The organism is Epilithonimonas sp., assembly GCF_036780765.1.
GTDB lineage: Bacteria > Bacteroidota > Bacteroidia > Flavobacteriales > Weeksellaceae > Epilithonimonas.
On sequence record NZ_DAIQCG010000001.1, the window covers coordinates 221,678 to 243,658 of the forward strand.

21 protein-coding genes and 1 riboswitch are annotated in these 21,981 nt (G+C 35.1%); of the genes, 8 read left to right on the forward strand and 13 right to left on the reverse strand.

The features are described from left to right. Window positions 1-166 precede the first annotated feature (166 nt). Both eno and V7P73_RS01110 read right to left on the reverse strand, forming a co-directional pair. Window positions 167-1,459 carry a phosphopyruvate hydratase gene (gene eno, locus V7P73_RS01105; protein ID WP_333850710.1) on the reverse strand — a complete coding sequence of 431 codons (1,293 nt, stop codon included), beginning with the start codon at window positions 1,457-1,459 and terminating at the stop codon, window positions 167-169. Between the two features lie 128 nt (window positions 1,460-1,587). Then, the gene (locus tag V7P73_RS01110; RefSeq protein WP_333850712.1) at window positions 1,588-1,986 is read right to left on the reverse strand and encodes a septal ring lytic transglycosylase RlpA family protein; all 399 of its coding nucleotides are present in this window, start codon (window positions 1,984-1,986) and stop codon (window positions 1,588-1,590) included. Window positions 1,987-2,119: 133 nt separating this feature from the next. Between V7P73_RS01110 and V7P73_RS01115 the strand changes: the two genes are divergently transcribed. Genes V7P73_RS01115 through V7P73_RS01130 form a run of 4 tightly spaced genes read left to right on the forward strand, consistent with a single transcriptional unit; the run spans window position 2,120 to window position 4,822 of the window. Then, entirely contained in the window at window positions 2,120-2,887 is a 768-nt protein-coding gene (locus V7P73_RS01115) for an enoyl-CoA hydratase/isomerase family protein (RefSeq protein WP_333850714.1), read from the forward strand. Between the two features lie 9 nt (window positions 2,888-2,896). Continuing rightward, window positions 2,897-3,328: a deoxycytidylate deaminase gene (locus V7P73_RS01120; protein ID WP_333850716.1), complete on the forward strand. Its 432-nt coding sequence runs from the start codon at window positions 2,897-2,899 to the stop codon at window positions 3,326-3,328. 44 nt (window positions 3,329-3,372) lie between these two features. Next, window positions 3,373-4,284: a site-specific tyrosine recombinase XerD gene (gene xerD, locus V7P73_RS01125; RefSeq protein WP_333850718.1), complete on the forward strand. Its 912-nt coding sequence runs from the start codon at window positions 3,373-3,375 to the stop codon at window positions 4,282-4,284. A 22-nt stretch (window positions 4,285-4,306) separates the two neighbouring features. Next, window positions 4,307-4,822 (forward strand): NUDIX hydrolase, encoded by a 516-nt coding sequence (locus V7P73_RS01130; protein ID WP_333850720.1) that lies wholly within the window; start codon window positions 4,307-4,309, stop codon window positions 4,820-4,822. 64 nt (window positions 4,823-4,886) lie between these two features. On the opposite strand, the gene V7P73_RS01135 is transcribed toward V7P73_RS01130, so the two are convergent. Together V7P73_RS01135 and miaA are read right to left on the reverse strand one after the other, a co-directional pair. Then, window positions 4,887-5,444 carry a thioredoxin family protein gene (locus tag V7P73_RS01135; RefSeq protein ID WP_312084069.1) on the reverse strand — a complete coding sequence of 186 codons (558 nt, stop codon included), beginning with the start codon at window positions 5,442-5,444 and terminating at the stop codon, window positions 4,887-4,889. An 11-nt stretch (window positions 5,445-5,455) separates the two neighbouring features. Then, window positions 5,456-6,358 carry a tRNA (adenosine(37)-N6)-dimethylallyltransferase MiaA gene (gene miaA, locus V7P73_RS01140; protein ID WP_333850725.1) on the reverse strand — a complete coding sequence of 301 codons (903 nt, stop codon included), beginning with the start codon at window positions 6,356-6,358 and terminating at the stop codon, window positions 5,456-5,458. 257 nt (window positions 6,359-6,615) lie between these two features. On the opposite strand from miaA, the gene V7P73_RS01145 reads away from it, so the two are divergent. Next, the gene (locus V7P73_RS01145; RefSeq protein WP_333850727.1) at window positions 6,616-7,773 is read left to right on the forward strand and encodes a methionine aminotransferase; all 1,158 of its coding nucleotides are present in this window, start codon (window positions 6,616-6,618) and stop codon (window positions 7,771-7,773) included. Between the two features lies 1 nt (window position 7,774). Further along, window positions 7,775-8,341 (forward strand): DUF2911 domain-containing protein, encoded by a 567-nt coding sequence (locus V7P73_RS01150; RefSeq protein WP_333850729.1) that lies wholly within the window; start codon window positions 7,775-7,777, stop codon window positions 8,339-8,341. Between the two features lie 59 nt (window positions 8,342-8,400). Here the strand turns inward: V7P73_RS01150 and V7P73_RS01155 are convergent, their stop codons facing one another. From V7P73_RS01155 to hutI, 3 genes are read right to left on the reverse strand one after another with little or no spacing between them, the layout of a single operon-like run. After that, on the reverse strand, window positions 8,401-9,024 hold the full coding sequence (locus V7P73_RS01155) for an HAD family hydrolase (protein ID WP_333850731.1): 624 nt from the start codon (window positions 9,022-9,024) through the stop codon (window positions 8,401-8,403). 3 nt (window positions 9,025-9,027) lie between these two features. Next, window positions 9,028-9,942 (reverse strand): formimidoylglutamase, encoded by a 915-nt coding sequence (gene hutG, locus V7P73_RS01160; protein ID WP_442896951.1) that lies wholly within the window; start codon window positions 9,940-9,942, stop codon window positions 9,028-9,030. Window positions 9,943-9,945: 3 nt separating this feature from the next. Continuing rightward, on the reverse strand, window positions 9,946-11,169 hold the full coding sequence (gene hutI / locus V7P73_RS01165) for an imidazolonepropionase (RefSeq protein ID WP_333850733.1): 1,224 nt from the start codon (window positions 11,167-11,169) through the stop codon (window positions 9,946-9,948). Between the two features lie 86 nt (window positions 11,170-11,255). Between hutI and V7P73_RS01170 the strand changes: the two genes are divergently transcribed. After that, on the forward strand, window positions 11,256-11,927 hold the full coding sequence (locus V7P73_RS01170) for a hypothetical protein (protein WP_333850735.1): 672 nt from the start codon (window positions 11,256-11,258) through the stop codon (window positions 11,925-11,927). 34 nt (window positions 11,928-11,961) lie between these two features. Here the strand turns inward: V7P73_RS01170 and metF are convergent, their stop codons facing one another. From metF to V7P73_RS01200, 6 genes are all read right to left on the reverse strand, one after another. Further along, a complete protein-coding gene (gene metF, locus V7P73_RS01175; protein ID WP_333850736.1) occupies window positions 11,962-12,918 on the reverse strand; it encodes a methylenetetrahydrofolate reductase [NAD(P)H] in 957 nt (318 codons plus the stop codon). Window positions 12,919-12,936: 18 nt separating this feature from the next. Further along, the gene (gene metH / locus V7P73_RS01180) at window positions 12,937-15,600 is read right to left on the reverse strand and encodes a methionine synthase (RefSeq protein WP_333850738.1); all 2,664 of its coding nucleotides are present in this window, start codon (window positions 15,598-15,600) and stop codon (window positions 12,937-12,939) included. Window positions 15,601-15,657: 57 nt separating this feature from the next. Next, a complete protein-coding gene (locus V7P73_RS01185) occupies window positions 15,658-16,680 on the reverse strand; it encodes a homocysteine S-methyltransferase family protein (RefSeq protein WP_333850739.1) in 1,023 nt (340 codons plus the stop codon). Window positions 16,681-16,948: 268 nt separating this feature from the next. Continuing rightward, window positions 16,949-18,109: an O-succinylhomoserine sulfhydrylase gene (locus V7P73_RS01190; RefSeq protein ID WP_333850740.1), complete on the reverse strand. Its 1,161-nt coding sequence runs from the start codon at window positions 18,107-18,109 to the stop codon at window positions 16,949-16,951. A 123-nt stretch (window positions 18,110-18,232) separates the two neighbouring features. Beyond that, a complete protein-coding gene (locus V7P73_RS01195; protein ID WP_333850741.1) occupies window positions 18,233-19,771 on the reverse strand; it encodes an ACT domain-containing protein in 1,539 nt (512 codons plus the stop codon). Beyond that, window positions 19,771-20,718: an alpha/beta fold hydrolase gene (locus tag V7P73_RS01200; protein ID WP_333850742.1), complete on the reverse strand. Its 948-nt coding sequence runs from the start codon at window positions 20,716-20,718 to the stop codon at window positions 19,771-19,773. Before V7P73_RS01200 ends, V7P73_RS01195 begins: the two co-directional genes overlap by 1 nt. Window positions 20,719-20,769: 51 nt before the next feature. After that, window positions 20,770-20,874: riboswitch (SAM riboswitch) on the reverse strand. A 172-nt stretch (window positions 20,875-21,046) separates the two neighbouring features. Between V7P73_RS01200 and V7P73_RS01205 the strand changes: the two genes are divergently transcribed. Next, complete coding sequence (locus V7P73_RS01205) at window positions 21,047-21,853, forward strand: glucose 1-dehydrogenase (RefSeq protein WP_333850743.1); 807 nt, start codon at window positions 21,047-21,049, stop codon at window positions 21,851-21,853. Window positions 21,854-21,981 lie beyond the last annotated feature (128 nt).

The following is a 21,981-nucleotide window of genomic DNA, read 5'->3' on the forward strand; positions in this document are numbered from 1 at the left end:
CAAAAGTCATATCTTACAATCGATTCTATTAATAGCAATAATTGAATAAAAAAAATAATTATTTAAAGAAAAATCAAAAAATTAACAAATTGATTTTCAAATAAATAAAAAACAAAAAGCACCTGAAAAACTCCAGATGCTTTAAATTATAAATTTTTGTTAAATCTTATCTTTTGATTTTAAATGCTTCCAAACCAGGGAAAATTGCAGTCTCTCCAAGAGCTTCTTCAATTCTCAATAATTGGTTGTACTTCGCCATTCTATCAGATCTAGACGCAGAACCAGTTTTGATTTGTCCACAGTTTTGTGCAACTGCCAAATCAGCGATTGTAGCATCTTCAGTTTCACCAGATCTGTGAGACATTACAGTTGTATATCTGTTTTGTTGAGCCATTTGTACAGCAGCCATAGTTTCAGAAAGAGAACCAATTTGGTTAACTTTTACAAGGATTGAGTTTGCTGTATTTTCTTTGATACCTCTAGACAATCTTTCAACATTCGTTACGAATAAATCGTCACCAACTAGCTGAACTCTGTCTCCAATTTTATCCGTCAGTTCTTTCCAACCTGCCCAGTCATTTTCTTGCATACCATCTTCGATAGAGATAATTGGATATTTGTTTGCCAATTCAGCAAGGTAAGAAACTTGTTCGCTGCTAGAGAATACTGGCGCATCTGGAGTTTGGAATTTTCTGTAATCGTAAACTCCGTCTTTATAAAATTCTGAAGCGGCACAATCCAAAGCAATCATTACATCATCACCTGGCTTGTAACCGGCCTTCTCTATAGCTTGTAGCAAAGTATCCAAAGCATCTTCTGTTCCTGTAAAAGTTGGAGCAAATCCACCTTCGTCACCTACCGCAGTAGAAAGACCTCTACCGTGAAGAATAGACTTCAAGCTGTGGAAAATCTCAGTTCCTTTTCTCAAAGCATGAGAGAAAGAATCTGCTTTTACCGGCATAACCATAAATTCCTGGAAAGCGATTGGCGCATCTGAGTGAGAACCCCCGTTGATAACGTTCATCATTGGAACAGGAAGTGTATTTGCATTTACACCACCAACATATTTATAAAGAGGCATTCTCAATTCAGCAGCAGCAGCTTTTGCAGCCGCCAAAGAAACACCTAAGATGGCATTGGCTCCCAATTTTCCTTTGTTAGAAGTTCCATCAAGGTCAATCATCACAGCATCAATCAAATTTTGTTCGAAAACTGGTAATCCTATCAATTCTGGAGCGATAACTTCTTTCACATTTTCTACCGCCTTCAAAACACCTTTCCCTAAGAATTCTGGCGCTCCGTCTCTCAACTCTACCGCTTCGTGCTCTCCTGTAGATGCACCAGAAGGTACAGCTGCACGTCCCATTGCTCCACTTTCTGTGAAAACATCTACTTCTATTGTAGGATTCCCTCTAGAATCTAAAATTTGTCTTGCTTCGATAAATGAAATGTAACTCATTGTCTTGATGTTATTTTTTAAGATTTTTATTTTGTTTGCTTTTAAAAAGCTATGCAAATTTAAACATTTTTAAAATATTATGTGATGAATCATTTCTTAACATTTATCACATATAAAAAAATTCGATATTATTTAAGGATTCGATATTTTACTTTTAAAATTCCGGCATTTAGATTTGAAATTTTCTTGAAAGCACCTTGGCTCAAATCAAATTCTCTGGAAGGCTTCAGCGGGCCTCTGTCATTTACCGTAATGATAACCGATTTATCATTCTCAACATTCACGATTTCTACTCTTGTTCCAAATGAAAGTGACTTGTGAGCACCTGTCATTTTAGAATGTTTGTAAGTTTCGCCACTTGCCGTCTTTTTGCCATCAAATTTATTAGCATAATAGGATACAGATGTGGATTTGTAACCAAAACTTCCGTTGGATGAGTTACGACTTCCACAAGAAATTACAAATACAGTCAGCAACAACATGTATGTTTTAAAGACAAACTGTGTTATTTTGTAAAAAGTTTTCATTATTATAATTTACAAAGGTTAAAAAATGAAAAATAGAAATATTAATTATTCATTAATATTTTGTTTATATTGCAGGAATTTCTAAATTAGTTTTCTAAATCATTTTAGAATTAATCAAAATCTTCTTTTTGAAATGAATTACGAAAGTATAAAATTAACGATAGACAAAAAAATTGCAGTTGTAACAATCAACAGACCTGAAAGCTTAAATGCTTTGAACGCTCAAGTTTTTAATGACTTGGAAAATGTGTTTGATAATTTGGCTTCTGATAAAAATGTAAACTGTGTGATTGTTACAGGAAGTGGAGAAAAATCTTTCGTGGCTGGTGCAGATATCAAAGAATTTTCTACCTACAGCTCAGAAAAAGCAAAAGAACTATCAAAAAGGGGACATTTGGTTTTTCAAAAAATAGAAGATTTGAACAAACCCGTGATTGCAGCAATCAATGGTTTTGCTTTAGGTGGAGGATTAGAATTGGCATTATCTTGCCACATACGATACGCTTCGGAAAATGCAAAATTAGGTTTACCAGAAGTAACTTTAGGATTGATTCCTGGTTATGGAGGAACCCAGAGATTGCCAAAATTGATAGGAAAAGGTTTGGCTAATGAAATGATTTTTTCAGCAAAAATGATTACTGCTGAAAAAGCCAAATCCATTGGTTTGGTGAATGAAGTTTTTTCTTTGGAAGAATTGCTTGCAAAAACTCAGGAATTAGCTGAGCAGATTGTGAAAAATTCGCCATTAGGCATTGCAAAAGCTATAAAAGCAGTGAATACAAGTGACAAAGAAAATGGAATGGAAACTGAGATTGATTCTTTTGGAGAATTATTCTCAGGAGAGGATTTTAAAGAAGGAGTCTCAGCTTTTCTGGAAAAAAGAAAGCCTTCCTTCAACTAAATTAGAAGAATGCATTATAACAAATTCGATATTGCTTATCTTAAGATGGCGTCTGAATGGGCAAATCTGTCTTATTGTAAGAGAAAAAAAGTAGGTGCGCTCATTGTAAAAGACAGAATGATAATTTCTGACGGATACAACGGAACACCTTCTGGCTTCGAGAATAATTGTGAAGACGAAGATGGAAAAACCAACTGGTTTGTCCTTCACGCAGAAGCCAACGCTATATTAAAAATAGCTAGCAGCACACAATCTTGCAAAGGTGCAACGTTATACATAACAATGTCTCCATGCAAAGAATGCAGTAAATTGATATTACAATCCGGGATCGAAAAAGTGGTTTATATGACCGGTTATTCTGACGACAGTGGATTAGAATTTTTAAAAAACGCAGGAATTGATATTTTAAACATTACAGAACAAGAATTGTATATCTTATGAGATAAATATTATATTTTACAAAACAATTAAAAAAAAACACAAATATGAATTGGTCCGAAAAAATTACAGATTTCTCAAATTTTCTAAAATTTGAGAAAAGCTTCTCTGACAACACATTAGACGCTTACGTAAGAGACATCAAAAAGCTGGAAAGCTTTGCAACTACAGAATTAGAAGAGGTTTCTCCGCACGACATTTCTTACGAAAACCTACAAGAATTCATCTATCAACTTTCTAAAAAAAAAATCAGCGAACGTTCACAAGCAAGAGGAATCTCTTCCATCAAGGCTTTTTTCAAATTTCTTTTGGAAGAAGAATACAGAGAAGACAATCCTTCTTCACTTTTAGAAGGTCCAAAATTGGGACTTTATCTTCCTGATACTTTGAGTATGGATGACATCGACAAAATCATCAACAGTATTGATAAAAAAACAGACATTGGACAAAGAAACCAATGCATTCTGGAGGTATTGTACGGTTGTGGACTTCGCGTTTCAGAATTGGTAGATTTGAAAATTTCTAACATCAACTTCAAAGAAGGATTTATTATTGTAGAAGGTAAAGGTGAGAAAACCAGGTTGGTTCCTCTTGCAAATTCTACTGCAGAATATCTTCAGGACTACATACAAAATGTTAGAAAAAAGATCAAAGTCAATAAAAAACATGAAGATATTGTTTTCCTGAATACAAGAGGAAACAATATGTCCAGAGTGATTGTTTTCATCATCATCAAAGAATTGACTCAGAAAGCGGGAATTAACAAAAGCATTTCTCCGCATACTTTCAGACATTCTTTTGCAACGCATTTGTTACAAAATGGTGCGGATTTGAGGTTTATTCAAGAGATGTTGGGGCACAGCAGCATCACGACTACTCAAGTATATACCCATCTGAAAACGGAAGAACTGAGAGATGTTATTTTAAATTTCCACCCAAGAAATAGAAATATAGCTTAAGTTTTTTCTTTAAATTTATCCAATGGAAAATTTAAAATTCTGCCCAAAATGCGGTCAGGAAAAACTATTATGGAATAACGTTACCAAATTTAGTTGTGGCAATTGTGATTTTGTTTTATATCATAATACTGCTGCAGCTGTTGCGGTAATCATAAAACATCAGGATGAATTATTTTTCACAGTTCGGAATCAAGAACCTGGAAAAGGAAAATGGGATTTATCTGGCGGTTTTACAGATCCAAAAGAAACCTCTGAAGAAACTTGCTCCAGAGAATTGAATGAAGAATTAGGTTTGAAAATCAATCCGAAAGAATTCAAATATCTTGGAAGTCAACCGAATATTTATCCTTATAAAAATATTGATTACAATACTTTGGATTTGTTCTATCTATATGAAGTGGAGGAAAAATTTGAAATCCAGTTAGAAGAATCTGAAATCTCTGAAACGATTTGGATTAAAGCTTCAGAACTTGATTTGGACAAGATCGCTTTTGAATCTCAGAAACGATTTTTGAAAAATTATATTACAAAAAATTAGTTGTCATTTGACAGTGTTTTTTGATTAAAAGAAACTCCGGAAATTACTTTCCGGAGTTTTGTTTTTATTTCCATTTGATATTGCAACCCAAACTTGGCTTCTGAAAATCTTCCTGCTCGGCTCCTGCTAAAAGATTTTCGAAAGCGATTATTAAATCCTCGCCTGTAATTTCTTTTTGATTTCCCGGACGAGAATCATCCATTTGACCACGATAAATCAAACTCAGATTTTCATCGAAGAAATAAAAATCTGGTGTACAAGCGGCTTCAAAAGATTTTGCAACATCTTGAGATTCGTCATATAAATAAGGAAATTGGATATTTCTTTCATCAACAAAATCAACCATCATCTCTGGAGAATCTGCTGGATATCTATCTACATCATTAGAATTAATGGCAATAAATTCTATTCCTTGAGATTTGTAATCTTCGTACAATTCTTCTAATTTATCGATGATGTGAAGAACAAATGGACAATGGTTACACATAAAAACAACCAAAGTTCCTTTCTTTCCTTTCAAAGATTCAAGACTTTGTAACTCATTATTTTTTGACGGATTTGGAAGTTTAAAATCCGGAGCTTTTGTTCCTAAAGCCAGCATATTCGAAGGTGTGTTTGACATCGTTATAATTTTTAATCTAATTTATTCAGCAAAGATAATGCTTCTTGCAGAGAATTATTATAGTTGACCCAATTTACGTTTTGCAACTTTCTATTCCACGTTGTTTGGCGTTTGGCGTATCGTCGGGAATTTTTTTTGATTTCCTCAATTGCAAAATCCAAATCCCATTCTCCATCAAAATATCGGAATAACTCTGAGTAACCAACGGTCTGCAAAGCCACTTTATCTCGGTGAGCAATTAAACCTCTAGCTTCTTCCAGCAAACCATTTTCCATCATTTTATCAACACGAAGATTGATTCTTTCATAAATCACTTCTCTTGGTGCATCAATTCCAATTCTAATGGTTTCAAAATTTCTTTTGGTTTTTGGTGTACTAAGATTTTCGGTGTAAGTTTTATTGGTTTGCCAAATGATGTCAATGGCGCGAAATAATCGTCTAGGATTATCTTTATCTACGATCGAAAAATATTCTGGGTCTAATTCCTCCAACATTTTTTGTAGAACTTCGATGCCTTCATTTTCAAAAATCGAAATCAGTTTTTGTTGATTTTCTTCATCAGCTACTGGCAAATCATTCATCCCTTCTACTACGGCTTTCTCATACATCCCGCTTCCGCCAACCATTATTGCAACATCTTTCTTGGTGAAAATTTCGTCGAGTTTCTGCAGAGCTTCCTCTTCAAAAAGTCCTATCGAATAATAATCGTTGACGCTAAGATTACCAACAAAATGATGTTTTGCTTCTGCTAATTCCTCGTCAGTCGGCATTGCAGTTCCAATTCTCATTTCTTTATAAAATTGGCGAGAGTCACAGGAAATAATTTCTGTATCGAGATGATTAGCCAAATCGATTGCCAATCTTGTTTTCCCGATTCCTGTAGTTCCGACGATAGAAATAAGACGTTTCAACAAAAAATTTTTGCAAATTTACGAAATCATTATCTTGATTTAAACCAAAAGCCCGCAAAGATTTTTATAAATAGCCAATTGCTTTAAGGTTCGCAAAGGTGTAAAATTTAGCAAAGTAAAAATAATTACTGAACGAAGTGCCTTTGCGAATCTTAAAATATTTTCAATAATTATAATAAAACTTTGCGTTCGTGGCGTGTAAAAATATTCTCAAAGGTTTTGATTTTTTAAAGTAATAATTATTTATTTTTACAGTCAGAATGGCATTCAAATTACCAAAATCCAAACTTCCTGATGTGAAAACGACGATTTTCACAGAGATGAGCTTATTAGCACAACAGGAAAACGCAGTCAATCTTTCTCAAGGATTTCCAGATTATCAGCCTGATGAAAATTTAATCAAATTTCTCGGAGATTTTGCAAAACAAGGACAGAATCAATATGCACCTTTGTTTGGAATCAAAGAATTAAGAGAAGGGATTTCAAGGAAATTCAATCTTCAATATCAAGTTGATTATCATCCGGATTCTGAGATTAATATAACTGCTGGAGCAACTCAAGGAATTTTCACAATCATTTCTTCTTTTGTAAAAAAAGATGATGAAGTCATTATTTTCGAACCGGCTTACGATTGTTACGAACCTGCAATTATTTTGAATGGCGGAATCGTAAAAAACGTCAAAATGCTTTATCCTGATTATAAAATCAATTGGGACGAAGTCAAAAATCTGGTTTCCGAAAAAACCAAGATGATTATCATAAACAACCCGAATAATCCTTCCGGAAAAATCCTGAAACAAAAAGATATTGATGAACTGATTTCGATTGTAAAAAATACAGACATCATTATTCTAAGTGATGAAGTTTATGAAAGCATCACTTTCGATGAAAAACCTCATCTGACATTAGCCAAATATCCTGAACTGAAAGAAAGAACTTTTGTTGTTGGTTCTTTTGGAAAGTTGTTGCATATCACAGGTTGGAAAATCGGTTATGTCTGTGCGCCTTCGGATTTGATGAATGAATTTAGAAAAGTCCATCAGTTCAATGTGTTTTGTGTGAATACGCCAGCACAATTTGCAATTTCTAAATATTTGCAGAATGTTGATGATTTCAAATCAATATCAACATTTTTCCAAACAAAAAGAGATTATCTTAAAAATGCTTTAAAAAAAACGCCTTTTCAATTATTAGATTGTGAAGGAACTTATTTTTTATCTGCTAATTTTGGCGCAATTTCTGATAAGCAAGACAAGGATTTTTGCTACTGGCTAACCAAAGAATACAAAGTTGCAACTATCCCGTTTTCTGCATTTTACAAAGATAAAACTGATGAAAAAGTGATTCGTTTTTGTTTTGCAAAAGAACAGGAAACATTGGACAAAGCCATAGAAAAGTTATTGAAAATTAAAATATAATATGAAAAACCTAATCATCGCCGCTTCTTTATTAGTAGGAGTTAGCACATTTTCTCAAGCGAAAATTGACCCAACAAAACTGAATTATATGTCAGTTGACGTAAGTCCAATGGATGCAGTTTATTATCCACTTCAAGTGACTTCATCCAAAACGGAAACTCCGAAAGTGAAGCTAGAATACTCTCGTCCTCAGAAAAAAAACAGAGTTGTTTTTGGAAACCTTATTAAGTATGGAGAAATCTGGAGATTCGGGGCGAATGAAAATTCTGAGATCAGATTTTATTCTCCTGTAAAAATAGGTGGAAAAGAAATTCCTGCTGGAACTTACAGTATTTTCGCAATTCCGTTTGAAAAAGAATGGACGATTATTTTAAATTCTGACACTGATAAATGGGGAGCGTATTTCTACGACAAAAGTAAAGATGTTGTGAGATTTAATGTGCCAGTTGAGAAAACAGCTTCTCCAATCGAATATTTTTCTGTGACATTTGTACAGACAAAATCGGGAGCAGATTTATACGCTGGTTGGGATAATTCTCAAGTTAAATTTCCGATTGAGTTTAAATAATCTTCAAAGATTTATAACAATTAAAGTCTTGTCAAAATTTGATAAGGCTTTTTTTATTTTTAAAATTCTAATGTAATTAAATCTTCGAAGTTTTGAATCTGAATTTTTGGATTTTCTATTTTTCCAAAACCATACGCTGCATAAATAAAGTCAACACCAGCTTTCTCAGAAGATTCTTTGTCCCAAATAGTATCGCCAACATAAACTGGATTTTGTAGATTATTTCGTTCCACAATGAGTCTGATGTTCTTATCTTTTGGCAAACCATAGTTACCGAAACATTCGAAATCTTCAAACAAATTTTCAAAACTAAAAAACTCGATGAAGTTTTCGATATAACCTTTCATACAATTACTGACAATGAAAAGTCGATAATTTTCTGCTAATTTTTCCAATGTTTCTTTGACTTTTGGAAATAATTCGCCACCAGAATATTTAAGATATTGACTTTCTTTATTAGCATAAATTATTTCGAATTCTTCTAGTTTTCCTTTGGGAACAAAACTGAAATACTGTGTAAAAATATCGTCCATTTTCATCCCAGAAAAATCTCTAACGGTCTGAGACGTTATATTGATATCAAATCCAATCGTTTGAATGCTGTCGTTAAAAGCTCTGACAACGGTTTCCGAAGCGTTCCAAAGTGTTCCGTCTAAGTCAAAAATGATACTGTCTCTCTTCATAATCTAAATCATAAACCATTCGTTCACAAGACTTGCGGCTAATCTTGCGGTTCTTTCCTGTATATCAAAATTGGGATTAACTTCAGCCACATCCAATGCTTTGGTTTTTTTTGATGATAAAATTTGACGGTAAATCTGCATAAATTGACGGTCAGCAAAAATCCCGTTATAAGCAGGTGCGCTGACGCCAGGCGCAATGGACGCATTGAAAACATCCATACAAATCGTAACGTAAACCACATCCACATCTTCTAAAAACGAGTTGATTGTGAACATCATATTCGGAATATTTTCAGAGTAAATTTCGTCAGCTAAAATATATTTCATTCCGAAATTATCTGCAATTTCGAATAATTTTTGAGTATTACTATTTTTTTGAATCCCTATATGTAAAGAATGAATCTCGCCTGCCTGAGCAATTTGCCAAAAACCTGTTCCAGAACTTGCTAATCCGTTTTCTGGTTCACGGTTATCAAAATGTGCATCGAAATTAATGATTCCTATTTTTTGTTTGGGAAAAGCTTTTTTGATTCCAGAATAATGTGCAAAAGTAACCTCGTGTCCTCCACCTAAAACAACAGATTTCCCTTGTTTTGATAATACTTTCGAAACTTTTCCCGCTAATAAATTCTGAGTTGATTCTAGGTCATGATCTTCACATTTGATGTTTCCGAAATCTTTCAGCGAAAATCCAGAATTAACAACCGGGAAATTTGACATACTTTTTCTAATCAAATCTGGAGATTCCTGAGCTCCTACTCTACCTTTATTTCGTTTCACACCTTCATCCACAGCAAAACCGTGTAAAACGAAATCATTAGGATTGATAGTTTCATAATCCAATTCTGTTTTCACTCTTTGAAAAATCCTGTGATATGATTCTTCTTCGCCATCAAAACGGCCTGTCCATTCAAACATAATTTAGATTTTCTCTCCGTTGATATAAATATTTTTCGGCTTCAAACTTCCTTGATGATAAAGAATATTTTGAAAATTATCAGTTTCATAAGTCAAGAAATCTGCTTTTTTCCCTTCAGCCAAAACTCCTCTGTCATCTAAATCCAAAGCATATGCGGCTCGAAAAGTTATCGCTGCTAAAACCTCAGCTGTAGTCAATTTCTGATATGTTGCTAAAATGGAAGCTTGAGTCACGAGATTTCCCATTGGAGCAGAACCCGGATTCCAGTCTGTTGCAATGGCTAAGATTCCACCTTTGTCTAATATTTTTCTCGCTGGAGAAAACGGTACGCCTAAACCTAAACTGGCTCCTGGCAAAGCAATCGCTACAGTATTAGAATTGGCTAAAAACTCAATATCTTCATCAATAGTCGCTTCCAAATGGTCAGCAGATTTTGCGCCAACCTCAACGGCAATTCTTGAACTTCCTGCCGTAAATTGGTCTGCGTGAACTGTGATTTGAAAACCTAATTCTTTAGCTTTTACAAGAAAATTCTTGCTCTCTTCTAACTGAAACGCTGATTTCTCAATAAAAATATCTACTCTATTGGCAAGGTTTTCTTCTTTTACTTTTGGTAGAATTTCATTCAAAATATAATTCAGATATTCTTCTGAAGTTCCTTCAAAATCTCTTGGCTTGAGGTGAGCCGACAAGCAAGTCGGAACTAATGTAGCTTTTGTTAAGTCTTGAGCTTTTTTTATAGCTCTCAACATTTTGAGTTCTTCATCAACATTCAATCCGTAACCACTTTTTATCTCGATGGTTGTGATGCCCTGATTTAATAAAACATTGACGCGTTCAAGAATTCCATTAACCAAATCGTCCTCAGAGGCTTGTCTTGTATGCTGAACAGAACTCCAAATTCCGCCACCGGATTCTGCAATCTCGAGGTAAGTTTTGCCAGCATTTCTCATGGCAAAATCATTGGCTCGATTTCCACCGAAGCAAATATGCGTATGGGCATCTACAAAAGCTGGAAGTGCAATTTGCTCGCCTTCAACAAAATCAATTTCAAAATTTGGGAATTTTTGTTTCAGAAAATCGAAATCGTTGACTTCTAAAATTTTTCCATTTTCAGTAAGAATTCCGCCATTGGAAATGATTTCTAAAGATTCGTCATTCAATTTTCCTTTTAGCGGAAGATTGTTGAGTGTGACAATTTGTTTGAAAGGACCTGATAATTTCATATAAAATCTTGAATGGTAAAATTAACGATAAACTTTCTGTTTGTTACAATCAATAAAATTGTATTTTTATAAAAATTTAAAAACAAATGAAAACTATAATCATTACTGCAAATTTACTTTTCATTGGGACATTTTTGCAGGCCCAGCAAATTGATTTAGCAAGAAATTCACAATTTGTTAAATCAATGGATCAGATCAATAATGGAAAAACTGTTTTAAAGTATTCTGATATACAAGGAAATCCTTTCTATAAAAAAGGATTTTCAGAAGCAAAAATAGGAGATACTGGAACTATTCTTCCTGTAAGATATAATTTATATAAAGATTCTTTCGAGCTTTTGAATAACAACGATATTTATTCCCTTCCAAAAGAAAGCTCTTTTTCAAAATTTATCTTTACAGATACGAATGAAAAATTTATATTGATAAATGATGATGAAGGATTTGCAGGATATTTTCTAGTTCTGTCGGATGGAAAAAATAAACTATTGAAAAGAATGGCTGTAAAATTCGCCCCAGAAGTTCCTGCTCCTAACACTATGGTAGCTGGCATACCTGCGAAATTTGAAAAGCAAAAACCAATCTATTTTATAAAAACTGAGGATAATTTAATAAAACTCACAAAAAAGAGTGATGACTTACTTAATGCATTACCTACCGACAAAAAGGATTCTACTAAAGATTTCATCAAAACAAACAAAATAAAACTTAATGAAGAGCTTGATCTTATAAAATTGGTTAACTTTTTGAATAAATAATAAAAAAAGAGATGCCATTTGCATCTCTTTTTGTTTAAAAAACTTCTCTTCCTATCTTGAGAATATTGTCACTTTTCCCCATCGAGTAAAAATGGAGAACTGGAATTCCAAAATCTAAAAGTTCCTTACTTTGGTTGATTGCCCATTCGACTCCGACTTCCCGAACATCATTATTTGTTTTGCATTTCAAAACTTCATTGATTAATGCTTCCGGTAAATCGATTTTGAAAACCTGTGGTAACATTTGCAAATGTGTTTTGGTAGCAATAGGTTTGATTCCCGGAATAATCGGAACATCAATCCCAATTTCTCTGGCTTGTTTTACAAAATCGAAGAATTTTTGATTATCAAAAAACATTTGTGTGACGATATAATCTGCGCCAGCTTCTACTTTTTTCTTCAACATTTGAAGGTCGTAATTCATAGAAGGTGCCTCGATATGTTTTTCCGGATAACCTGCAACGCCAATACAGAAACTGTTATCCACGTCCGATTCTATTTTACCGTGAAGATATTCTCCAATTCCCAAATCGTGAATCTGTTTTACTAAATCCGAAGCATATTTGTGTCCTCCAATAGAAGGTTCAAAATACTTTTCACCTTTCATTGCATCGCCTCGCAATGCAACAATATTATTGATTCCCAGATACATACAATCTACCAAAAGATATTCGGTTTCCTCTTTGGTAAATCCTCCACAAAGAACGTGCGGCACCGTATCTACATTATATTTATTCTGAATCGCCGAGCAAATACCCAAAGTTCCAGGTCGCATTCTCGTGATTTTTCTTTCCATCAAACCATTTCCTCTTTCCAAAAAAATATATTCTTCACGGGAAGTTGTAACATCTATGAATGGCGGTTTAAACTCCATCAAAGGATCGATATTCTTATATAAATCGGCAATTCCAACGCCTTTTTGCGGAGGAACTATTTCAAAAGAAAAAAGCGTTTTGCCGTTGGCATTTTTTATATGGTCAGTAATTTTCATTCAATAATTTTAATAATATTAATCCGCAAGATTTGGAGCCAGCCATTTTCTGGCATAATCCAATTCAACATCTTTTCTTTCAGCAAAATCTTTCAATTGGTCTTCATCAATTTTTCCGACTCCAAAATATTTTGATTTTTCATTTCCGAAATAATAACCAGAAACCGCTGCAGTTGGCCACATCGCCAAACTTTCTGTCAAAGTCACCCCGATGTTTTCTTCAACTTTAAGTAAATCCCAAATCGTCAGTTTTTCCAAATGATCAGGACAAGCAGGATAACCTGGAGCCGGACGAATTCCCATATATTTTTCTTTGATTAATTCTTCATTATCCAGCGTTTCATTTTCGGAATAACCCCAATATTCGGTTCTGACTTTTTTGTGAAGATATTCGGCAAAGGCCTCTGCAAAACGATCCGCCAAAGCTTTCACCATAATCGCGTTGTAATCATCGTTTTGTTCTTCATATTCTTTCGCCAATTCATCGGCTCCGAAACCTGTACAAACACAAAAAGTTCCGATATAATCTTGTTTTCCAGAATTTTCAAGCGCAATAAAATCACTTAAAGCAAAATATTCTTTTCCTTCTGATTTCTTGTGTTGTTGTCTCAAAGTTCTGAAAGTTGAAATCACATTCTGATTCTCATCAAAAACCAAAATATCATCCTGTTCATTAGCATTAGCTGGGAAAATTCCGAAAATACCTTTTGCTTTGAAACTCTTTTCTTTCAGAATTTTATTAAGCATTGCCTGAGCTTCATTGAACAAAATCGTTGCTTGTTCTCCAACGACATTATCAGTCAAAATCTCTGGAAATTTCCCGAATAATTGCCAACTTCTGAAAAACGGAGACCAATCGATAAAATCAACTAATTCATCAAGATTTTGGTCTTCAATAATGGTAATTCCTAATTTTTTAGGTTTTGGAATAATTTCATTTTCCCAATCGATTTTGAATTTTTTCTCCCGCGCTTCTGCAATCGGAATATATTCTTTGTCAACTTGACGATTCAAAAACTTTTCACGGAATTCATCATAATCTTTTCTGATTTCTAAAGCATAAGCATTGGATTTATCGTGATTCAGCAATGCGCTTACAACGCCAACCGCTCTGGAAGCATCATTCACGTGAACAACCGTGTTGGAGTATTTTGGTGAAATTTTAACCGCTGTGTGCGCTTTGGAAGTTGTTGCGCCTCCAATCAATAAAGGAAAATCAAGATTCTGACGTTCTAATTCATCAGCAATATGAACCATCTCGTCCAGACTTGGCGTAATTAATCCGCTTAATCCAATCACATCTACTTTTTCGTCAATCGCAGTTTGGATAATTTTCTCAGCAGGAACCATTACTCCTAAATCCACTATTTCATAATTGTTACAGCCCAAAACTACGCTCACAATATTTTTTCCGATATCGTGAACATCGCCTTTTACAGTTGCCATAAGAACTTTTCCGTTAGATTTTTGAGTCTGGTCTTTTTCCGCTTCAATGAAAGGCTGGAGATAAGCTACTGCTCTTTTCATCACTCTCGCCGATTTTACAACCTGAGGCAAGAACATTTTTCCACTTCCAAAAAGGTCGCCGACAACGCCCATTCCTGTCATTAGATTAATTTCGATAACATCAAGCGGACGTTTTGAAGTTTTTCTAGCTTCCTCGGTATCTTCTTCTATAAAACGGTCGATTCCTTTGACTAAAGCGTGCGTAATTCTCGATTGTAAATCCTGCTCTCTCCAGCTAAGGTCTTCGGTTTTTTCTTTTTTGGTTGATTTATGTTTTTCGGAATAATCTAGAAGTTTTTCTGTCGCATCGTCTTTTCTATCGAGCATTACATCTTCCACCAATTCCAATAAATCTTTCGGAATTTCGTCATAAACTTCCAACATTGTTGGATTTACGATCCCCATATTCATTCCCGCTTTTATGGCGTGGTAAAGGAAAACAGAATGCATCGCTTCTCTCACAGAATCATTTCCACGGAACGAAAATGAAACATTGGAAACCCCCCCACTTACGGAAGCATTCGGAAGATTGGTACGAACCCAGCGTGTCGCTTCGATAAAATCGATGGCGTTTTTACGGTGTTCATCCATTCCGGTCGCAACAGGAAAAATATTAAGGTCAAAAATAATATCTTCCGAAGGAAAGCCTACTTGGTTCACCAAAATATCATAAGACCTTTTGGAAATTTCGATTCTTCTTTCGTAATTATCGGCTTGTCCAACTTCATCAAAAGCCATAATAATCGCCGCTGCACCATATCTTTTAATCGCTTTTGCCTGCTTGATGAATTCTTCTTCACCACCTTTTAAACTGATAGAATTTACAACAGGTTTCCCTTGAACAACCTGTAATCCAGCTTCCAAGATTTCCCATTTTGATGAATCAATCATAATCGGGATTCTGGCAATATCCGGTTCAGACGCGATGAGGTTTAGGAATCTGACCATTGCATTTTTTCCGTCCAAAAGACCATCGTCCATATTGACGTCAAGAATCTGAGCGCCACCTTCCACCTGATTTCTTGCAATATCTAGTGCTTCGGAATATTTTTCTTCCTTAATCAAACGAAGAAATTTTTTGGAACCAGCTACATTGGTTCGCTCTCCAATATTGATAAAGTTGGATTCTGGAGTTATAATTAAAGGCTCTAGGCCTGATAATTTTAAGTATTTCATTTATAATGTAACAATTAAAAAATCTAACAATGTAACAATAGCCATATTGATTAATTGTTATACTGTTAGATTGTTAGATTGATTAATTTTTCTCGGTTTGTAATTTTTTGCCAAATCAGCAATCGCTTTGATGTGGTCTGGTGTTGTTCCGCAACAGCCACCGATAATATTGATTAATCCTTTTTCTAAATATTCTTTCACTTGCTCAGCCATTTGTTCAGCGGATTCATCATATTGACCGAATGCATTCGGTAAACCTGCGTTCGGATAAGCAGAAATTCCGAAATCGGATTGTGAAGAAATAGCTTCTAAATAAGGCGTCAATTGTTTTGCACCCAACGCACAATTGAAACCGACACTTAACAAGTTAAGATGCGAAACTGAAATCAAAAAAGCTTCTGCAGTTTGCCCACTCAAAGTTCTTCCGGAGGCATCGGTAATGGTTCCGGAAACCATAATCGGAATTTCGATATTTCTTTCATCCTGGATTTCGTCGATGGCGAACAATGCGGCTTTTGCATTAAGAGTGTCGAAGATTGTTTCTACCAGAAGAATATCAGAACCTCCGTCCAGCAAAGCTTCAGCTTGTTGTTTGTAGGCAATTCTGAGTCCATCAAAAGTAATAGCTCTATAACCCGGATCGTTTACGTCCGGACTAAGACTCGCCGTTCTGTTAGTTGGTCCTATGGAACCTGCTACGAATCTTGGTTTTTCAGGATTTTGAGCAGTAAATTCGTCACAGACTTTTTTAGCAATTTTAGCTGATTCATAATTGAGTTCGTAAACCAAATCTTCCATATGATAATCCGCCATCGCAATGGTAGTTCCAGAAAATGTATTAGTCTCGATGATATCTGCACCTGCCAAAAGATATTTTCTGTGAATTTCTTCAATAGCTTCAGGTTGCGTCAAAGACAACAAATCGTTGTTTCCTTTAAGTGGAGATTCCCAGTCTTTGAATCGCTCGCCACGGTAATCTTCTTCTGTGAAATTGTAGCGCTGAATCATCGTTCCCATCGCTCCATCGAGGATGAGAATACGTTCGCTAATCGCTTTATATAATTGTTCTGAATTGTTCATAATTCATTTCTTTTTTTTAATGTTCCATCGGTTTCACCGACGGCTATTCAAATTGAATCCTTCGGATTCTTTGTTTTTTGTCGTTGATTAGAAGACAAAACGTCAACATAGCCCCGATGGTAGCGGCATCCTTTTTTGTTATTGCATTCTTGAATGGTTCAACAGATTGCCTCACTTCGTTCGCAATGACAAAAAAGATATAGCGGACAGCGGGTTGGACTCTTGTTTAGAAGCTGGAAAATTGTTGCTCCAAAATTCTTCGATTCTATTAGTCCAAAGCTTGTTTCAAATCGCCCAAAATATCATCAATATTCTCCAAACCAACGGAACATCTCACGAGTCCAGCGCTAATCCCAACCTCATTTCTTTCTTCATTGGAAAGTTTGGAATGCGTTGTGGAAGCTGGATGCGTAACAATCGTCCTCGTATCGCCCAGGTTGGCGGAAAGGGAACACATCTTAATTCTGTTCAGAAAATTTCTACCTCCTTCGATTCCTCCTTTGATTTCGAAAGCGACGATGTTTCCGCCTAATTTCATTTGTTTTTTAGCGATTTCGTAGCTTGGATGAGATTTTAGGAATGGATATTTTACCAATTCTACATTTGGATGATTTTCCAGAAACTCTGCTACTTTCAATGCATTTTCGCAATGTTTCTCTACACGAATCGCTAAAGTCTCCAAACTTTTGCTCAAAACCCAAGCGTTGAAAGGCGACATCGCCGGACCTGTGTTTCTCGCAAACAAATAAATCTCACGAATCAAATCTGCCTTTCCAACAGCAACTCCGCCTAAAACCCGACCTTGACCGTCAATCAATTTTGTTGCGGAATGAACGACAATATCTGCTCCATATTTAATAGGTTGTTGCAAATATGGCGTTGCAAAACAATTGTCAACGATGAAAATTAAATTATGTTTCTTAGCAATCTGTCCGAAAAATTCCAAATCTAACACCTCGATTGCTGGATTTGTCGGCGTTTCCAAGTACAAGATTTTTGTATTTGGTTTGATATATTGTTCTACATTCTCAGCATCTTCTGCTTTGAAATAAGTAGTTTCGATATTCCATTTTGGAAAATATTTTGTGAATAAAGTATGTGTGGAACCGAAAACCGACTGACAACTTACGATGTGGTCGCCCGCATCAAGCAAAGTTGCAAAAGTGGAATAAATTGCAGCCATTCCTGTTGCAAAAGCATAGCCAGATTCTGCGCCTTCCATTTGTGCGATTTTGTTTACAAATTCGGTAACGTTGGGATTGCTGAAACGGCTGTAAAGATTCTTGTCTTTCTCTTCCGCAAAACTCGCTCGCATATCTTCCGCATCTTCAAAAACGAAGCTTGACGTGAGATATAACGGCGTAGAATGTTCGTCAAACTGAGTTCTTTCGGTTTGAGTTCTTATGGCTAGAGTTTCGAAATTTTCCATAAAATTATAATTTACCTATGTAATAATTTAACAATTTAACAATGAGATTCTTCACTTCGTTCAGAATGACACTGTTTATAAGAATTGATAAATTGCTACACTTTTATATTGTTACATTGATTTTTATTTTGTTTCGCTTAATCTTAAAATATCTCCGAAAACGCCTCTGGCGGTTACTTTTGCTCCGGCTCCAGCTCCCATAATCACGATTGGATTTTCGCCGTAACTTTCTGTGTAAATTTCGAAAATAGAATCAGAACCTTTTAGTTGTCCTAATGCAGAATTAGCTGGAACGGAAATTAATTTTACATCCAACTCTCCTTTTTCTTTTTGCAAATCGCCGTGCAAATCGCCAACGTAACGTAAAACGTGGTCTGGTTCTTGGTTTTCTTTGATTTTTTGATATTCGTCGTTTAATTCTTCCAATCTTGAAAGAAATTCTTCTTTAGATACAGACAACAAGCTTTCCGGAACAAGATTCTGAATATGAATGTCATCAAATTCATTAATCAAATCCAGTTCTCTTGCCAGAATCAACAATTTTCTTGCAACATCATTTCCTGATAAATCTTCGCGCGGGTCCGGTTCTGTGTAACCTTTTTCCAAAGCTTCGTTGATAATCGTTGAAAATTTGTCATTACGAAGTGAAAAATTATTGAAAACATAACTCAAGGTTCCAGAAAAAACACCTTTGATTCTTGTGATATTTTCACCTGAAAGATGTAATAATTTGATGGTATCAATTAAAGGTAAACCTGCACCAACATTGGTTTCGTAAAGATATTTTTTCTTATTTTTTTCTAATAATTTTCTGAAATTTCGATATTCCGAGATTGGTAATGTGTTGTAGATTTTGTTGGAACCAACAATATCAAATCCGTTATCTACAAACGTTGGATAATGCTTCACAAAATCTTTACTCGCTGTGTTATCCACCATTACAAGGTTTTCCAAGTGATGTTCTTTTGCAAAATCCACCAAAGAATCTACACTTGAGTCTGTTGTAGAATATTTGATTTTTTGTCTCCAATCGCTTCCGAAACCAGCTTTGTTAAATGCAATTTTTCTTGAATTTGCAATCGCAACAATTTTCAAATCGAATCTTTTACGATTCAGAATATCATAAGCTGAATCCAAAATCTGCTCAACCAAAGTTCCACCAACATTTCCGTGACCAATCAAAGCCAGATGAACTGTTTTTGGCTTTCCGTAGATTTCAGTTTCGATGATGTTTTTTGTGATTTCGGTTTGATTTCCTGTTACAACAATATTCACTCTTCCTGCAGATGCGATTTGACTTAGCAACAAAGGATAAATCTTATTTCTCTGAAGTTCCGACAAAATCTTATTATAATTATCCGAAACAAATCCGATAACGCTTAGATTTTCAACACTGTAAATATTGCTTACGTGTCCTTTTGCTTTCTCTTTTTCAAATTCTTTATTCAGAAAATCAACTGCATCTGAAGCGTCATTCTCATCCACAAGAACAGAAATTCCGTTTTCAATCGCTTGTTGGGAAATTACTCCAACGCTGATCCCTCCTCCATTTAAAGCTTGAAAAATACGTGAATCCACGCCAATCTGTCCAAGAAAATCTTTTCCTTCGAAATTCACCAAAGCTTTATTTCTATAAATATTAATTGTGTTCTTGTCTGTCATCAGTTCAAAAAAATTGGTTTTAAAATTGTGTTCAGTTGCTCATACTCCATTAGGAAAGCATCGTGCCCGTGGATAGAATTAATCTCGTGGTACTGAACGTTTTTGTTTTTATTTTGTAAAAAATGGTAAGTATTTTTGATTTCAAACGCTGGATAAAAAAGGTCTGAATCTACCGACACCAAATGGATTTCCGCATTGATGTTTTCCAATTCATTTTCTTTTCCGTTGATGTTCATCAGAAGATGATTAACGAGTTTGTAAGATCTTAAACTAAATCTTTCGTTTAATCGATTTCCGTGGAAGTTGAGCCAGTCGTGAGACTTCAGAATTTGTTTTTCAGAATCAATTTCTCTATTAAATCTTGAGTTAAGAGATTCCGGTGTTCTATAACACAACATTGCGTGAACTCTGGCTTTTTCAAGAGGTTTTTCTTCTGATTCCAAAAGAAATTTCTGAATTAAGCATTGAGAATGCAACCAATCCGATGTTTTGAAATCTGTCGCAATCGGGATGAATTTTTCTGCTAAATTATTTTGCAAAGTCAACATTTCCCAACCGATTGAACCACCAACAGAGCCTCCAACTAAAGCGAAAAGTTTCTCGATTTTAAGTTTTTTCAACCCTTCAAGAAAAATAGATGCAATATCCTGAGCTGTAAAATCTTCGTAATTATCAATGAAAAATCCATCAAAACCATTTCCGGGAATATTGAAAGAAATAATTGTAAATCTATTGGTATCAATTATTTTCCCATCTCCAACCAAAGATTTCCACCAACCGTTTTCTCCCGCAACATCTGAATTTCCCGTCAAAGCGTGATTGATTAAAACAATCGGAGCCGAATACAGTTCTTTTCCAAAAAGCTGATAGCTTAATGGAATATCGAGAACTTTTCCGTTCTGAGTCGTGAAGTTATTAAGGTTGATATGTTGTAGCTCGTTTTTCAATTTTGATAAGGTTAAATTGAAAATGCTACAGGGAAATGTAGAAATAGGTTTGGGTTATCTTTTCCGCCATTGCGGATAGAATTTAGCACCTTCTTCGTTTCCGAAGGGTTGCCAAGGTTTCACAGAGTCTAATCTCTCCACCTTTCTCGATAACATTTTCAATATGTAAATGAACAAATCTAGGCGCAAAGATAGACAAGAAATTGCATTAGTTCCAAATTGTATGAAAATTTGTCTACATCAATTTTTTGTTAACAATTTATTTTAAGATATTTATAATGGCAATTATGTATAATATTTGCTTAGAAAAAATCACAAAATTTGAAAAATGGACATTAATCTAAATAAGCAAGTTGCTATTGTTACTGGCTCTAGCAGTGGAATCGGAAAAGGAATTGCTATCAGTTTGGCAAAATCAGGCGCGATCGTTATCGTGAATCATTCATCCCAACATTCTCGTCCGGAAGCAGAAGAAACGCTTAAAACCATTGAAGAAAACGGTGGCGAAGGTCTCATTATTCAATGTGATGTGAGTAAGGAAGACCAAGTTTTGGCAATGTTTCAAACGACTATTAATCAATACGGAACTGTAGATATTCTTATTAATAATGCAGGTTTGCAACAAGATGCACCTTTTGTTGAAATGACGCTTGCTCAATGGCAGAAAGTAATTGATGTGAATTTGACGGGACAATTTCTTTGTTCAAGAGAAGCGATTAAAGAATTTTTGAAGCGAGGAATGACAGAAAAATCCTGCGCGCTTGGAAAAATCATCAATATCAGTAGTGTTCACGAAACTATTCCGTGGGCTGGGCACGCGAATTATGCTTCCAGCAAAGGTGCACTTAGAATGCTGATGCAAACGCTGGCTCAGGAATATGGAAAGCAAAAAATCCGTGTGAATAATATCTGTCCGGGCGCCATTCAAACTCCTATTAACAAATCCGCTTGGGATAATCAAAAATCTCTGGATGCGCTGATGACGCTGATTCCGTATGACAGAATCGGGCAACCGGAAGACATTGGAAATTTAGCCGTATTTTTGGCGAGTGATTATTCGGATTATATTACAGGTGCGAGTATCTATGTAGATGGCGGAATGACAAGTCTGGAGAGTTTTGCAGATAATGGGTGATTATAAATGATGAATGATAGCTGATAAATGATTGATTCGCTGTGGTTTTTAAACGCAAAGTTTTTTTTGAAGAGCGAAGAAATTTTAAGAAGGCAAAGGAATCGATGAATCGATTTTTTAAGCGGACT